Source organism: Nguyenibacter sp. L1, assembly GCF_035199985.1.
Taxonomy (GTDB): domain Bacteria; phylum Pseudomonadota; class Alphaproteobacteria; order Acetobacterales; family Acetobacteraceae; genus Gluconacetobacter; species Gluconacetobacter vanlangensis.
This window is the reverse complement of sequence record NZ_CP127015.1, coordinates 254,081-268,918: the sequence shown is the minus strand read 5'-3', so window position 1 is coordinate 268,918 and position 14,838 is coordinate 254,081. Positions and strand designations below refer to the sequence as shown.

General features: G+C 69.4%; 13 protein-coding genes. 5 read left to right on the top strand and 8 right to left on the bottom strand.

All coding sequences use genetic code 11. The annotated features are described in order from the left end of the window. Positions 1 to 17: 17 nt before the first annotated feature. On the bottom strand, positions 18 to 665 hold the full coding sequence (gene purN, locus QN315_RS01225) for a phosphoribosylglycinamide formyltransferase (protein ID WP_323991166.1): 648 nt from the start codon (positions 663 to 665) through the stop codon (positions 18 to 20). A gap of 8 nt (positions 666 to 673) precedes the next feature. Continuing rightward, positions 674 to 1,792 (bottom strand): phosphoribosylformylglycinamidine cyclo-ligase, encoded by a 1,119-nt coding sequence (purM, locus tag QN315_RS01220; RefSeq protein WP_323991165.1) that lies wholly within the window; start codon positions 1,790 to 1,792, stop codon positions 674 to 676. Positions 1,793 to 1,922: 130 nt separating this feature from the next. Here purM and QN315_RS01215 point away from each other — a divergent pair, with 130 nt between their 5' ends. Beyond that, positions 1,923 to 2,813: a chromosomal replication initiator DnaA gene (locus QN315_RS01215; protein ID WP_323991164.1), complete on the top strand. Its 891-nt coding sequence runs from the start codon at positions 1,923 to 1,925 to the stop codon at positions 2,811 to 2,813. A gap of 56 nt (positions 2,814 to 2,869) precedes the next feature. Here QN315_RS01215 and QN315_RS01210 read toward each other — a convergent pair whose 3' ends face one another. Further along, on the bottom strand, positions 2,870 to 3,073 hold the full coding sequence (locus QN315_RS01210) for a hypothetical protein (protein WP_323991163.1): 204 nt from the start codon (positions 3,071 to 3,073) through the stop codon (positions 2,870 to 2,872). Here QN315_RS01210 and QN315_RS01205 point away from each other — a divergent pair. The 3 genes from QN315_RS01205 (at position 3,048) to QN315_RS01195 (ending at position 7,555) form a co-directional block, all read left to right on the top strand. Then, a complete protein-coding gene (locus tag QN315_RS01205) occupies positions 3,048 to 5,192 on the top strand; it encodes an RNA degradosome polyphosphate kinase (RefSeq protein ID WP_323991162.1) in 2,145 nt (714 codons plus the stop codon). The two genes, QN315_RS01210 and QN315_RS01205, sit on opposite strands and share 26 nt — an antisense overlap. A 66-nt stretch (positions 5,193 to 5,258) precedes the next feature. Further along, on the top strand, positions 5,259 to 6,749 hold the full coding sequence (locus tag QN315_RS01200) for a Ppx/GppA family phosphatase (protein ID WP_323991161.1): 1,491 nt from the start codon (positions 5,259 to 5,261) through the stop codon (positions 6,747 to 6,749). Continuing rightward, positions 6,746 to 7,555 (top strand): CDP-diacylglycerol diphosphatase, encoded by an 810-nt coding sequence (locus tag QN315_RS01195; protein WP_323991160.1) that lies wholly within the window; start codon positions 6,746 to 6,748, stop codon positions 7,553 to 7,555. The genes QN315_RS01200 and QN315_RS01195 overlap by 4 nt, the downstream gene beginning before the upstream one ends. A gap of 10 nt (positions 7,556 to 7,565) precedes the next feature. Here the strand turns inward: QN315_RS01195 and QN315_RS01190 are convergent, their stop codons facing one another. From QN315_RS01190 to QN315_RS01170, 5 genes are all read right to left on the bottom strand, one after another. Continuing rightward, entirely contained in the window at positions 7,566 to 9,038 is a 1,473-nt protein-coding gene (locus QN315_RS01190; protein WP_323991159.1) for an NCS1 family nucleobase:cation symporter-1, read from the bottom strand. A 42-nt stretch (positions 9,039 to 9,080) separates the two neighbouring features. Continuing rightward, positions 9,081 to 10,394: an aspartate aminotransferase family protein gene (locus QN315_RS01185; protein WP_176639948.1), complete on the bottom strand. Its 1,314-nt coding sequence runs from the start codon at positions 10,392 to 10,394 to the stop codon at positions 9,081 to 9,083. Between the two features lie 64 nt (positions 10,395 to 10,458). Next, positions 10,459 to 11,727: a M20 family metallo-hydrolase gene (locus tag QN315_RS01180; protein ID WP_323991158.1), complete on the bottom strand. Its 1,269-nt coding sequence runs from the start codon at positions 11,725 to 11,727 to the stop codon at positions 10,459 to 10,461. A 273-nt stretch (positions 11,728 to 12,000) separates the two neighbouring features. Next, positions 12,001 to 12,672 (bottom strand): TetR family transcriptional regulator C-terminal domain-containing protein, encoded by a 672-nt coding sequence (locus tag QN315_RS01175; protein ID WP_323991157.1) that lies wholly within the window; start codon positions 12,670 to 12,672, stop codon positions 12,001 to 12,003. Positions 12,673 to 12,730: 58 nt separating this feature from the next. Continuing rightward, positions 12,731 to 12,997: a hypothetical protein gene (locus QN315_RS01170; RefSeq protein WP_323991156.1), complete on the bottom strand. Its 267-nt coding sequence runs from the start codon at positions 12,995 to 12,997 to the stop codon at positions 12,731 to 12,733. Between the two features lie 183 nt (positions 12,998 to 13,180). Here QN315_RS01170 and hydA point away from each other — a divergent pair, with 183 nt between their 5' ends. Next, a complete protein-coding gene (gene hydA, locus QN315_RS01165) occupies positions 13,181 to 14,623 on the top strand; it encodes a dihydropyrimidinase (RefSeq protein WP_323991155.1) in 1,443 nt (480 codons plus the stop codon). Positions 14,624 to 14,838 lie beyond the last annotated feature (215 nt).

Sequence of the window (14,838 nt, the reverse complement as noted above, 5' to 3'; positions counted from 1 at the left end):
TTCGTTGCGGCCCGCCCCTACAGGAACAGCAGCGGCCCCGCCGCCGGCTCCGTGTCCGCGGTCGCATCACGGGTCAGATGCCTGCGCAGCGCCGCCGGGTACAGCACATGTTCCTGCTCCAGCACGCGGGCCGCCAGTTGGCCCGGCGTGTCGCCCGCATGCACCGGCACCGCCGCCTGGCCCAGGATCGGGCCCTCGTCCATGGCCTCCGTCACCAGGTGCACGGTGCAGCCATGCAGCTTCACCCCGGCCGCCAGCGCGCGCTCATGCGTATGCAGGCCAGGGAAGGCCGGCAGCAGGCTGGGATGGATGTTCAGCATCCGCCCCGCCCAGGCTCCGGTCAGGAAGGGCGTCAGCAGCCGCATATAGCCCGCCAGACAGACCAGTTCGGCCCCCGCGTCGCGCAGCGCCGCGTCGATCGCCCGCTCATGCGCCGCGCGATCGCCGCGGAACGGACGATGGTCGACCACTTCGGTCCGCAACCCGGCGGACCGCGCCACCTCCAGCCCCGGCGCGTCGGGCCGGTTGCTCAGCACCAGCGCGATGCGGGCCGGAAAATCGGGCATGGCGCACGCGTCGATCAGCGCGCGCATGTTGCTGCCGCGCCCGCTGATCAGGATCGCGATCGGGCGGCGCGGCATGTCGGGTGCCGGAGTCTCGGGCATCGGTACGCTCAGGCCCCGGCCGGACCGAAATCCGGCATAGCCGTAAAACGCAGCCCGGCAGGCGCGCCCGCCGCGCCGTCTTCCAGCCGCCCGATCACGAACGCCTCCTCGCCCGCCGCGCGCAACTGGCTCAGCACCGCATCGCCGTCGCGGGCGATCAGCACCATGCCGATGCCGCAATTGAAGACCTTCAGCATCTCCGCGACATCGACCTGCCCGGTCCGTGCCAGCCAGCCGAACACCGGCGGAACGGGCCAGGACGCGCCATCGATCACCGCCGTCAGCCCGGCCGGCAGGACGCGCGGCAAATTGCCCGGCAGGCCGCCGCCGGTAATGTGCGCCGCCCCCGTGATCAGCCCCTGCCGGTGCAGCGCCAGGACCGGCTTCACATACAGCCGCGTCGGCGTCATCAGGGCTTCGGCCAGGCTCGGGCCGGCGGCGAGGGGGCCGGCGGCGAAGGGGCAGGGGGCGTCCCAGCCCAGCCCGCTGCGCGTCACGATGGCCCGCACCAGCGAAAACCCGTTGGAATGCACCCCGCTGGCCGGCAGGCCGATCAGCACGTCGCCCGCCGCGATCCCGGCGGGCAGCAGGGCGGACCGCTCGGCCGCGCCGACTGAAAAACCGGCCAGGTCGTAATGGCCCGGCCCGTACATGCCGGGCATCTCGGCCGTCTCGCCGCCGACCAGCGCGCACCCCGCTCCCCGGCACCCCTCGGCAATGCCGCGCACCACCTTGGCCGCATCGTCCACCGCCAGCCGCCCGGTCGCGAAATAATCCAGGAAGAACAGCGGCTCCGCCCCCTGGACGACCAGGTCATTGACGCACATCGCCACCAGGTCGATTCCCACCGTCTCGTGCAGACCGCTTTCGATCGCGACCATCAGCTTGGTACCCACCCCGTCGGTGCAGGACACCAGGACCGGATCGGCGAACCCCGCCGCCTTCAGGTCGAACAGCGCGCCGAATCCGCCCAGCCCGCCCATGGTGCCGGGCCGGCCGGTCGCCCTGGCGGCGGGCTTGATCGCATCGACCAGCGCGTCACCGGCCGCGATATCCACGCCGGCATCGCGATAGGTGGCGCCGCCGGAAGACGTGGCGGCCGGCAGGGAAGGGGGGGCGGAACGCATGGGGGCTGGCCTTCGTCGTCAGATTGCCGCGAATTTCGCCCGGCGCGCCGCGCGGGGGTCGAAGAACGGGACAAGGTAGGGTAAACGCTCACCGGTTCCTTTACGGCAGAGGAAGGCGGCGCGCAAAGCGGTGGTTGAACGGACGGCACAGAAACATCCCGAACATCCCGGCGCGGCGCCCGATGCGGCGGCCACGGCCGGCGCGACCGGCCAGTTGGCGCTGCCCTTCGTCCACCATTCCCGGTTCGACCGGGCCGATTTCGTGGCGGCGCGGTCGAACGAAGCGGCCCGCGCCCTGCTGCTGGGCGGCGCGGACTGGCCGGAATACCGCTTGGCCCTGTGGGGGGCGGCCGGCGCCGGCAAGACCCACCTGCTGCATGTCTGGGCCCGGGAAAGCGGCGCGGTGATGCTGGACGGCCGGGACGTCACCACGGCGACCGTCACCACGGCGACGCTGGGCCGGCTGTTCGCCGAATCGCCCGCCCGCCTCGCCGGCGTCGCGGTGGACGACGCCGACCGCGCCGCCGAGCCGCGCGCGCTTCTGCACCTGCTGAACATGGCGCGCGAGCACCGGCTGAAGGTCGCCATGGCCGCGCGGCTGCCGCCCGCCCGCTGGCCGTCGCCACTGCCCGACCTGGCCAGCCGGCTGCGCGCCACGATGGCCGCCGAACTGCGCCAGCCTGAGGACTCGCTGCTGCGCATCCTGCTGCTGCGCCACCTGGCCGCCCGCCAGATCGTGGTCAGCCAGCCCGTCACCGAATGGCTGCTGCGCCGGCTGCCGCGCACCGCCTCGGCCATCCGGGACGCCGCGGCCCGCCTGGACCAGGCCGGACTCATGGCCGGCCGGCGCGTGACCCGCGCCCTGGCCGTCGGCGCGCTGCACGACATGCTGGCCCCAGAAGACGTGATGCCAGAAGACCTGATCCCAGAGGGCCCGGTCCCGGACGGCCCGATCCCGGAAAGCTTGGTTCAGGACGATCCTGTCCGGGAAGGCGGCATGCCCGACGACGGCGCGGGCTGACCGCTCATTTCGAAAAACTTCACCGATGATGCGCTGGCAGCGCGTCCCGTTTTTGCCTAGTTTGGCGCGACGACGGTTTTTTTGTGGCAGGAGATCGGATTGACAAAACCGACGGGCAGACAGCCCCCGCGCCGGGCGACCGCGCGCACGGTTCGCAAAAAAACGACCACGACCACACGGCGGCGCCCGGCCGCGGCGACCGCGGGCGCCGTCGCCGGCCCGCCGATCGCGGACATGGATTCGCCCGCGCGCTTCATCAATCGTGAACTCTCCTGGCTCGACTTCAACCAGCGCGTCGTCGAAGAGGCCGACAACCCCCGCAACCCCCTGCTCGAGCGGCTGCGCTTCCTGTCGATCAGCGCCGGCAATCTCGACGAATTCTATTCGGTGCGCGTCGCCGGCCTGGTCGGCCAGGTGCGCGAAGGGCTGCTGACCACCTCGCCCGACGGGCTGACCCCGGCCCAGCAGCTCGCGGCCGTCCGCGACCGGACCGCCCGCCTGCTGCGCGAGCAGCAGCGCATCTGGAAGGAACTGCGCGTCCAACTGGCCGAGGCCGGGATCGTGCTGTGCAGCCTCGACACCGTCACGGACGCCGAGCGCGACTGGCTGGATCATTTCTTCATGGACCGGGTCTTTCCCGTCCTGACCCCGCTGGCCATCGACCCGGCCCATCCGCTGCCCTTCATCCCGCATATGGGCCTGGCCCTGTCGCTGCGCCTGCAAGCCAAGGACACCGGCCGCTTCGTCATGAGCGCGATGATCCTGCTGCCGGCGCAGATCGAACGCTTCATCCGTCTTCCGGCCGCCCTCAGCCCGTCCGGCGCGGCGCGCTTCATCATGCTGGAAAGCCTGATCGCGCTGTGCATCGACCGGCTGTTTCCCGCGCTGGTGGCGGGCGAATGGGGCGTGCTGCGCGTCATCCGCGACACCGACGTGGAATTCGAGGACGAGGCCGAAGACCTGGTCCGCTCCTACGAAACCGCGCTCAAGCGCCGGCGCCGCGGCGTGGTGATCCATCTCGACATCGATTCGCACATGCCGGCCGACCTGGGCCGGGCCGTCGCCGCCGAACTGGACGTGCCGCCCGACGAGGTCGAGATCCAGCCTGGCCTGATCGGCGTCGTCGACACCAGGCAGTTGATCGTCGACGACCGGCCCGACCTGCTCTTCCCGCCCTATACGCCCCGCTTCCCCGAGCGCGTGCTGGATTTCGGCGGCGACTGCTTCGCCGCGATCCGGGCGAAGGACATGATCATCCACCACCCGTTCGAAAGCTTCGACGTGGTGGTGCAGTTCCTGCGCCAGGCGGCGCTGGACCCGGCGGTGGTCGCGATCAAGCAGACGCTCTACCGCACCTCGCGCGACAGCCCGATCGTCAAGGCGCTGATCGAGGCCGCCGAATCCGGCAAGTCCGTGACCGCCATGGTCGAATTGCGGGCCCGTTTCGACGAGGAAGCGAATATCCGCCTCGCCCGCGCGCTCGAAGCCGCGGGCGTGCAGGTCGTGTTCGGCTTCTCGGACCTCAAGACCCACGCCAAGCTCAGCCTGGTGGTCCGGCGCGAGGGCGGGACATTGCGTTCCTACGCCCATTTCGGCACCGGCAACTATCACCCGATCACCGCGCGCATCTATACCGACCTGTCCTTCTTCACCTGCGATCCGGAACTGGCGCGCGATTCCGCCCGCCTGTTCAATTATATGACCGGCTATGCGGTGCCGACGCGCATGGAAGCCATCGCGTTCTCGCCCGTCACCGTCCGCCGCACGATCGAGGAACTGATCCAGCGCGAGATCGAGCATGTGCGCGCCGGCCGTCCCGGGCAGATCTGGCTGAAGATGAATTCGCTGGTCGATCCCGACCTGATCGACCGGCTCTATCGCGCCTCCTGCGCCGGGGTACGCATCATGGGGGTGGTGCGCGGCATCTGCTGCCTGCGTCCCGGCGTGCCCGGCCTGTCCGAGAATATCCGCATCAAGTCGATCGTCGGGCGCTTTCTCGAACATGCCCGCATCTTCGCCTTCGGCGACGGGCACCGCCTGCCGTCGCGCCACGCCAAGATCTACATCTCGTCGGCCGACTGGATGGTCCGCAACATGGATTGGCGGGTCGAAAGCATGGTGCCGATGCGCGACCCCACCGTCCATGCCCAGGTCCTCGACCAGATCATGGTCACCGACCTCAAGGACAATCTGCAAGCCTGGATCCTGCAGCAGAACGGGGCATGGCGTCGGCTGGAACCCGGGGCCCGGCCGTTTTCGGCGCACGATTATTTCATGACCAACCCGTCTTTGTCCGGACGCGGCCTGGCGGCGCAGGATGCCCAGATCCGTGTCGGCACGCCGCTGCCCCGCCACCAGGACCGGATTCTCGATGATTGAGGATTTCGCCATGACGCAATCCAAGACGGCTCCGCCGTCCGCCCCTTTCGTAACGCGCGGGGCGGCATGACCGCCGGTGTCCATCGCCGCTCGGCCGTCGTCGATCTCGGGTCGAACTCGGTCCGGCTGGTCGTCTTCGACGGCGTCAGCCGCAACCCGATCACCATCTTCAACGAAAAATCCGTGCTGCGGCTCGGGCGCGGCCTGAACGCGACCGGCCGCCTGAACGAAGGCGGCGTCGGCATGGCCATGCAGGTCATGGACCGCTTCTATGCCATCGCCCGGGGGATGGAGGCCGATCCGTTCGAGATCCTGGCCACCGCCGCGGTGCGCGACGCCTCCAACGGCCCGGAATTCGTCGCCGCCCTGCGCGCGCGCATGCCCGGCGTGCCGATCCGCGTCCTGTCGGGCGAGGAAGAGGCCGATTACTCCGCCACCGGCGTGCTGGCCGGCCTGCCCGAGGCCGACGGGCTGGTCGCTGATATCGGCGGCGGATCGCTGGAGCTGATCCGCCTGTCCGGCGGCCAGAAGCACGAAGCCTGCACCCTGCGCCTGGGCGTCATCCGCCTGAACGACCGCGCCGAAGGCGACCTGCAAAAGGCCCGTGCGATCGCTGATGCCGACATCGCGCAGGTCGATTGGCTGGATACCCTGCAGGGCAGGCCGCTCTACCTGGTCGGGGGCGCCTTCCGCGCGCTGGCCCGGCTGCAGATCGCGCGCACCAACTACCCGCTGAACATCGTCCATCTCTACACATTGTCCGGCGACGCGGCGAAGGAAATGGCCGACTGGGCCGCGACCGCGCCCCGCCGCACGCTCGACCGGCTGCCCGGCGCCCCGCGCAAGCGCCTGGACGACGTGCCCTTCGCCGCCATCGTGCTGCGCCGGCTGGTCCGCCGGCTGCAGCCCACCCGCGTGGTGTTCTGCGTCGATGGACTGCGCGAGGGCTGGTACATGCGCCGCGTCGCCGCCTCGGTCGCCCATCTCGACCCGCAGGAAGCCGTGGCCCGGGAAATGTGCGCCCGCCTCGGCCGCAGCGAAACCCTGCCCGACCGGCTGATGAACTGGACGGCCCCGCTCTTCGCCGACGAAAGCGCGTCTTCCCGCAGGCTGCGCCGCGCCGCCTGCCTGCTGTCCGATATCGGGTCGTACGACCATCCCGAATATCGCGCGGAACAGACTTATCTGCGCATCCTGCGCATGCAGGGCGTGGGCTTCGACCACCCGGCCCGCGCCGCCGTGGCGCTGACCCTCGCCGTGCGCTATGAGGCCGAGCTGGGCCAGGATTTCCTCCAGCCCTCGCGCCTGCTCCTGCCGTCCGAGGATTATATCCGCGCGGTCACGCTGGGGCTGGCGCTGCGCCTGGCCTATACGGTCTGCGGCGGGACCGCGGAATTGCTGGACGGCACCTGGATCGAAAAAACCGCGCAGGGCCTGGCGCTGCATCTGGCGGGCGGCCGTTCCGCCGTCCGCGGCGAAAGCGTACGCCGCCGCCTGGACCGCCTGGCGGAAATCCTCTCCCTCCCGGCCCGGATCGAAGAACCCGCCGAATCATGAAACATGTCCTCTCCCATGCCGGCCTGCCGGCCCTCGTGCTGGCCGGCGTCTGGCTCGCGGTCGCCCATGCCAGCGGCCCCGCCCGGCCCGATCCGCACGACCCCAACGTGCTGTGGCGCATCGTCCATGGGCGCTGCGTGCCCAACCAGATCGGCCAGCAGACCCCCACGCCCTGCGAGGCGGTCGATCCCGCCGCCGGCTATGCGGTGCTCAAGGACCGCACGGGCCGCGCGCAATATCTGCTGATCCCGACCGCCCGCGTGACGGGGATCGAGGACGCGTCCCTGCTGTCGCCGGACGCGCCGGATTATTTCGGTGCCGCCTGGCACCAGCTCGACCGCGCCCTGGCGCGGCTGGGCCATACCATGCCGCGCGAGACGATGGCGCTGTCCGTCAACTCGGCCTACAGCCGGTCGCAGAACCAGTTGCACATCCATATCGACTGCCTGGCGCCCGATATCCGCGTCGCCCTGCACTGGGCGCGTCCGCATATCGGCCACGGATGGACCAACCTGGTGCTGGACGGCCATACCTATCGCGCCACCCGGATCGACGGCGCCGACCTGGCCGGCGCCCTGCCGTTCCGCCGCCTGGCCGCCGCGCTGGCCGACCCGGCGCGCGAGATGGGCGAGCACACGCTCGTCGTCGTCGGCACGGTCTGGCCGGATGGGCATCCGGGCTTCATCCTGCTGGACGACATGGTCAAGCCCCTCTCGGGCGACCGCGCCTCGGGCGAGGAACTGCAGGACCATGCCTGCGCGATCGCCCGGTTCGAACCCGGCCGGCCGCTTCCCGCCCATCCCTGAAAGGGCCGTTTCAGGCCCGTGACAGCGCCTCGGCCGCGTCGTCCGCCGGCACTGGCTGCCGGCGGGCCAGCGCCAGATAGGCGCCGGCGCCCACCGCCACGCCGACGAACCATGCGACCGCGTTCAACCCCGCCAGGCCCGGCAGGATGTGCCCCGCCGAGGCCACCAGCCCGCCGGTGGCAAATGCCCCCAGACCCGGCAGGCCCCAGCCCTTCCGTCCGGCATAGCGGCCCTGGTGGCGGTACAGGTCCGGCACGTCCAGCACCTGGCGGCGCACGACATAGAAATCCGCCAGCATGATCCCGGTCACCGGCCCCAGCAGCCCGCCGATCAGGTCCAGCGCGCGATAGATGCTGGCCGCCTCGTTGAACCACAGCCAGGGCATGAAGAAGACGCCCAGCACCAGCACCAGCCGCGACGCGCGGTTGAAGTCCAGGCGCCGGGGCATCAGGTTCACCAGGTCATAGGCCGCCGGCATGATATTGGCCACGACATTGACCGACAGCGTCGCCAGCACCAGCGTTGCCCCGCCCAGCACCGTCACGACCGGGTGGCCCAGCGCCACCAGCAGCTCCACCGGGTTCCAGATCGGGTGGCCGAACAGGATAACGGTCGCCGAGGTCGTGATGATTCCCATGGGCGTAAAGACCAGCGCCGTCACCGGCAGCCCGATCGCCTGTCCCACCACCTGGTCGCGTTCCGAGCGTACGAAGCGCGACAGGTCGGGAATATTGACGGCGAAGGTCGCCCACATCCCGATCATCCCGGTCACCCCCATGGCGAACCGCGACCAGAATTCCGCTCCGTGCAGATGCGACGGCTGCGCGAACAGCGGGCCCAGCCCGTGGCCCACATGCAATCCCCACATCGTGGCCAGCAATCCGACCAGGATGACCAGCGGCCCGGCGACCAGCTCGAAATTGCGGATCCGATGCACGCCATGGCTGGCGATCCAGCCATGCAGCGCCCAGATCGCGGCCATCGCCAGCCACATGCGAAGCTGCATGCCCAGGAACGGCGCCTGCAGCGATGCCCAGCCCGCATTCAGGGTCGAGAATATCGCATCCACCGCCTGCGCGGCGGCATAGGACTGGACCGAAAACCAGAAGATCGCGCAGAACCCGCGCAACACCACCGGCAACTGCGCCCCGAACGGCCCGAAGGCCGAACGGATCAGCACGCAGAACGGAATGCCGTACCGTGTCCCCGCCCTGGCGTTGAACCACATCGCCAGGAACAGGATCAGATAGGCGACGGCGACGATCTCAAGGCATTGCCACGCCGAAAATCCCAGCGCCATCAGCCCCGACGCCGCCTCATAGGCCACGATGTTATGGACCATGCCCATCCACACCGTCGCCATGTTCACCCAGCTCCAGTCCCGCCGCTCGGGCGGCACCGGCGCCAGGTCGGCATTATACAGGTCGGGCGCATAGGAACCGGTCGGCGAGGGGTCCGGGGCAGGGGACGAACTCTCGGTCATGGCGGGGTCTCCTGACGGATCGACGGGCGAAAGGGGGCCGGCTCAGTCCAGCGTGCGCACGATGTCGGCGATGGTGCCGAACAACTGGTCGATCTGCGCCTTCTCGATGATCAGCGGCGGCGACACCGCGATCACGTCGCCGGTGTAGCGCACCAGCACGCCCTTGCGGAACGCCCGATCGAACGTCTCATAGGCCCGAGCGCCCGGCGCGCCCGGACGCGGCTCCAGCTCGATGCCGGCGACCAGCCCGACATTGCGGATATCGACGACGTGCGGCAGCCCGCGCAGCGCATGGGCCGCTTCCTCGAAATAGGGGGCCAGGTCGTCGGCCCGCGCGAACAAATTCTCCTCGGCATAGGTGTCCAGCGTCGCGATCGCCGCGGCGCAGGCCACCGGATGGCCGGAATAGGTATAGCCGTGCGGCAGTTCGATCCCGCTCTCGGGGCCGTCCATGAAGGCCGCATGCACATGTTCGCGCACGATGGCGGCGCCCATCGGGATCGTACCGTTGGTGACCCCCTTGGCGCAGGTCATGATGTCGGGGATCACGCCGAACTTCTCGGCCGCGAAGGCCGGCCCGCCCAGCCGTCCGAAACCGGTGATGACCTCGTCGAAGATCAGCAGGATGCCGTATTTGTCGCAGATCTCGCGCAGCCGCCGCAGATAGCCGACCGGCGGGGGCAGCACGCCGGTCGATCCCGCCATCGGCTCGACCATCACCGCCGCGATGGTCGACGGGTCATGCAGGGCGACGATCCGCTCCAGAGTGTCCGCCAGTTCCGCCCCATGCTCCGGCAAGCCCTTCGAGAACGCGTTGCGTGCCAGGTCATGGGTGTGCGGCAGATGATCGACCCCGGTCAGCAGCCCGCCATATAATTTGCGGTTGCCCGAAATCCCGCCCACGGAAATCCCGCCGAATCCCACGCCGTGATAACCGCGCTCCCGCCCGATCAGCCGCGTGCGCGCCGCGTCGCCCCGCACGCGGTGATAGGCGATGGCGATCTTCAGCGCCGTATCCGCCGCCTCGGACCCCGAATTGCAGAAGAACACATGGTTCAGGTCGCCCGGCGCCAGCGCCGCGATGCGGTCGGCCGCCGCAAAGCCCAGCGGATGGCCCATCTGGAAGGTCGGGGCGAAATCCAGGGTCGCGATCGTCTTCTGCACCGCCTCGGTGATGCGCGGACGATTATGGCCGGCATTGACGCACCACAGCCCCGCGCAACCATCCAGGACCCGGCGCCCGTCATCGGCGGTGTAATACATGCCGTCGGCCGCGACCAGCATGCGCGGCGTGCGGCGAAACTGCCGGTTGGCGGTAAAAGGCATCCAGAACGCGTCGTGATTGGTCGCCGACATCGCGTAACTCCTGCGATCTGCTGGTCAGGTAAGGCGGGAAAAAAGGACGGAGAGGGCAGGGGCGTCAGGCGTTCAGCCGCCGGTCGGCATCCAGCACCGCCCGCAGCAGCACGTTCGCCCCGGCCGCCACGTCGCCGCGTTCCGCGCTTTCGGCCTCGTTGTGGCTCAACCCGCCGGCACACGGAACGAAGATCATCGTGGTGGGCGCGACCCGCGCCAGATACGCCGCGTCATGCCCCGCGCCCGACACGATCCGGCGGGCCGGATAGCCGAAGGCCTCCGCCGCCTGCCGCACCGCCTCGATGCAGGCCGGGTCGAAATGCACCGCCGGCGCATCCCACACGCGCGCGAAATCCGCACGCACGCCCGATGCGGCGGCAATGTCCGCGATCCTCTCGCGCAGCGCGTCCTCCATGCGCCCGACCACCGCATCGTCGGGATCGCGCAGGTCGATGGTCAGGAACACCTCGCCCGGCACCACGTTGCGGCTGTTGGGCCGGTTCTCGACCAGCCCGACCGTCGCCACCGCGTCGGGCCCATGCGCCAGTCCCACCGCGTTGACCGCCTCGATCATCCGCGCCGCCGCCAGCAGGGCATCGGCCCGCATGGTCATCGGCGTACTGCCCGCATGGGAATCCCGCCCCGTCACCGTCACTTCGTACCAGCGTATGGCCTGCACGCCGGTCACCACGCCGATCGTCTTGCCCTCGGCTTCCAGGATCGGCCCCTGCTCGATATGCAGTTCGAAATAGGCCGCGATCGGGTGCCGGCCGCACGGCTCCGGCCCGCGATAGCCGATCCCCGCCAGGGCATCGCCGAAGCGCACCCCCGCCCGGTCGGTCTTGTCCAGCGCCTCCGCCTCGGTGAACACGCCGGCAAACACCCCCGATGCCAGCATCGCCGGGGCGAATCGCGCCCCTTCCTCGTTCGTCCAGTTGATGACCTCGATCGGGTGGCGCGTCTCATGCCCCGATTCCCGCAACGCCCGCAGCACCGCCAGACCGCCCAGCACGCCGACGATCCCGTCGAACTTGCCGCCCGTCGGCTGCGTGTCCAGATGGCTGCCCATGGTGATCGGCGGCAGGGACGGGTCGGCGCCTTCGCGGCGGGCGAACTGGTTGCCCATCGAATCATGGCTGACGCTGCATCCCAGCGCCCGGCAGGCGGCGGCGAACCAGTCGCGCACCTGCCGGTCCTCCTCGGTCAGGGTCAGGCGCCTGATCCCGCCCTTCGGCGTCGCGCCGAAACGCGCGGTCTCCAGGATGTCGTTCCATAACGATGCGCCATCCACGGTGACATTGTCCCCGCTCCGCAGGCCGCCCGCCTCGCTCATTCGCTACCTCCAGCCATTCGCCCGATCGTTTCCGAACCGGTCGGATCCCCGCCGCACGGTTTAGTCACATGGTTATACACGCGTATCGGCCGGGCCGACATGCGCGCGCTCCGCACCGCACATAATCCGTGCCGAGCCTATGCCGGATTCTTTCGATAGGGTAGCGAAAATTCTGACCAATGAGTCAGGTTAGTGGAATTTCCAGACAAAAGATCGTAGAGACGACCAGAATCGACCAGAAATAAGGCACAAAACGGCGCAATTGCCCGCATTTCAATCCACGCCGCATCCGGCCATCACCAGCGTCAGGATCGTCCGCGCTGCGTCCTCGTAATCCTGTTCGCGCAGCGTGCGCTGGCCCAGCACCGCCCCGATCTGCGCCCCCATGTCGGCATAGGTCTGGGTCATCGCCCACAGGCAGAACATCAGATGCGGCCCCGACACGGCCCGCATCGCCCCGGCGCGCTGCCAGGCGCGGAACGTCTCGTCCAGCTCATCGACATGCCGCCGCAGCGACGTCTGCAGGAAGACGCTGATATGCGTCGCCCCCTGCAGGACTTCGTGGGCGAAGATCCGCGACGCATCCGGCCGCTCGTGCGAGAACGCCAGCTTGGCGCGGATATAACCCTCCAATGCCGCGCGCGGCGTCTGGTCGGGACGAATCCACACCGTGGCGTCCGTCAGCCAGTCGGTCAGGATATTCTCCAGCACCGCGCGATACAGCTCTTCCTTGGTGCCGAAATAATAATGGATGTTCGCCTTCGGCAACCCGGCCTCGGCGGCAATCGCCGCCATGCTGGCGCCCTTGAACCCGTCACGCCCGAACAGGCGCTCGGCCGCGCGAAAGATCTGCTGCGTGCTGGCCCGCCGTGGCGCCCCCGCCGCCTGCTCCTGGCGGCGAACGGGACGGGGCACGAACGGGGGGGAAGAAGCGGAACTGCGCATCGGAGTACCGTCCCGCCTTTGCGCCCGGCTGGCAAGCCGGAAACATGCGCCATCCCCGCTAGCGCCGCTCACCCCAGCGCCACCGCCAGCCACCCTCGGTCTTCAACGCGCATATCGCCAGAAGCACCGCCAGGGCGACGGCATCGATAATGATCGTGACCATGCCGGCACGGCCGATTCCGAGGAATCCGAGGATCGCCCGGGCGGATATGAGGATCGCGAGGAAGACGGCAAGCACCGCCCAACCTTGCCACGCGATGGGCCGCCCGGCCCCGTAGCCGTAGCGCTTGGCCGCAAACCAGGCTTTCGACGGACTGTCCGGCATCCGGCCATACCTCTCGTCTGATCGCCGTCACGATAGGGACGACGCGCGCTATTGTCATCTGCAGCATCACGAAACCGGCTATTCCCCTGCGGCACGCGATTTGCTCTGTTTTGCGGCAGGAATGGCGGAACGGGCCGGCGCTTCCCATGACGGGCGGCCCGGCACCCGAAAAGGAGACCGACGATGCTTCTGGTGCGTGGCGGAACGGTTGTGACGGCCGAGCGAAGCTGGCGGGCCGACGTGCTGTGCGACGATGCGGGACGGATCGCCCAGGTGGCGCCCGCGATCGCGGCGCCTACCGGCTGCGACGTGCTGGATGCCGGCGGCCTGCTGGTCATGCCGGGCGGGATCGACCCGCACACCCATATGGAAATGCCCTTCATGGGCTCGGTCTCCAGCGACGATTTCGAAACCGGCACCGCCGCCGGCGTCGCGGGCGGCACGACCATGATCATCGATTTCGTCATCCCCCAGCCGGGCGGCTCGCTGCTGGCGGCGTGGAAGGACTGGCGCGCCAAGGCCGCGAAGGCGGTGGCCGATTATTCCTTCCACGTCGCCGTCACCCATTGGGACGACCAGGTCCATGCCGAGATGGGCACGCTGACGCGGGAATGCGGGGTCAATTCCTTCAAGCATTTCATGGCCTACAAGGGCGCGCTGATGGTCGATGACGGCGTGCTGCTGCGCTCGATCGGCCGGGCGCTGGAACTGGGCGCGCTGTGCAACGTGCATGCCGAGAACGGCGATGCCGTCGCCTTCCTCCAGCAGGACCTGCTGCGGCGCGGCCTGACCGGCCCCGACTCGCATCCGCTCTCCCGCCCGCCCGCGGTCGAGGGCGAGGCCGCGCAGCGCGTGATCGCCATCGCCGGCCTGCTCGGCGCCCCGGTCTACATCGTCCATGTCTCGACCGAGGACGCGACCGCCGCGATCGCCGCCGCCCGCGCCCGCGGCCAGCGCGTCTATGGCGAGGTCCTGGCCCAGCACCTGGTGATCGACGACAGCGTCTACGCCGATCCCGACTGGCTGGGCGCCGCCCGACACGTCATGAGCCCGCCCTTCCGCCCGAAACACCACCAGAAGGCGCTCTGGGCCGGCCTGGCCTCGGGACAGCTCCAGACCACCGCCACCGACCATTGCTGCTTCTGCGCGCCCCAGAAACTGCAGGGACGCGACGATTTCACCCGCATCCCCAACGGCACGCCGGGGATCGAGGACCGGATGAGCGTCCTGTGGCATCACGGCGTGCGCACGGGGCGCCTGACACCGCAGGAATTCGTGGCCGTCACCTCGGCCAACACCGCGCGGATCTTCAACATCTACCCGCGCAAGGGCGCGATCGTCCCGGGCGCCGACGCCGACCTGGTGCTGTGGGACGACGCGGCCGGCCGCACGATCTCGGCCGCAACCCATCACCAGAATGTCGATTACAACGTGTTCGAGGGGATGCAGGTCACCGGCCTGGCGCGCCATACGATCAGCGGCGGCCGCCTGGTCTGGACCGATGGCGACCTGCGCGCCGTGCGGGGCGCCGGACGTTATGTCGAGCGGCCCTGCTTCGCGCCCGACCTCACGGCCCAGCTCCGGCTGAACCGGACAAGCGGCGACCTTCCCGCCGGCCCGAAGTGAGGCGGCCCGAAGTGAGGGGACCCGCACCAACGGCCGGAATCAAGACTGTTCTTTGCCAGGCGGGACGGACCCGCTAAATTGCCCGAGCGGGTCTGCCTCGGGGGAGGCAGGGACCTGTCCGGAGATGCCTGTTCCGCGCCCCGCCGCGGGCGTGCGCGTCCCCAGGCAGCCTGTCCATCGCCCGCTCCGTGTTCCGGTTGTCTGCCTTGAGGGGG

Coding starts and splice junctions, on each gene's coding strand:
- purN (WP_323991166.1), bottom strand. CDS start 665: ATGCCCGAGACTCCGGCACCCGACATGCCGCGCCGCCCGATCGCGATC.
- QN315_RS01170 (WP_323991156.1), bottom strand. CDS start 12,997: ATGCCGGACAGTCCGTCGAAAGCCTGGTTTGCGGCCAAGCGCTACGGC.
- hydA (WP_323991155.1), top strand. CDS start 13,181: ATGCTTCTGGTGCGTGGCGGAACGGTTGTGACGGCCGAGCGAAGCTGG.
- QN315_RS01205 (WP_323991162.1), top strand. CDS start 3,048: ATGGATTCGCCCGCGCGCTTCATCAATCGTGAACTCTCCTGGCTCGAC.
- purM (WP_323991165.1), bottom strand. CDS start 1,792: ATGCGTTCCGCCCCCCCTTCCCTGCCGGCCGCCACGTCTTCCGGCGGC.
- QN315_RS01200 (WP_323991161.1), top strand. CDS start 5,259: ATGACCGCCGGTGTCCATCGCCGCTCGGCCGTCGTCGATCTCGGGTCG.
- QN315_RS01190 (WP_323991159.1), bottom strand. CDS start 9,038: ATGACCGAGAGTTCGTCCCCTGCCCCGGACCCCTCGCCGACCGGTTCC.
- QN315_RS01185 (WP_176639948.1), bottom strand. CDS start 10,394: ATGTCGGCGACCAATCACGACGCGTTCTGGATGCCTTTTACCGCCAAC.
- QN315_RS01195 (WP_323991160.1), top strand. CDS start 6,746: ATGAAACATGTCCTCTCCCATGCCGGCCTGCCGGCCCTCGTGCTGGCC.
- QN315_RS01180 (WP_323991158.1), bottom strand. CDS start 11,727: ATGAGCGAGGCGGGCGGCCTGCGGAGCGGGGACAATGTCACCGTGGAT.
- QN315_RS01175 (WP_323991157.1), bottom strand. CDS start 12,672: ATGCGCAGTTCCGCTTCTTCCCCCCCGTTCGTGCCCCGTCCCGTTCGC.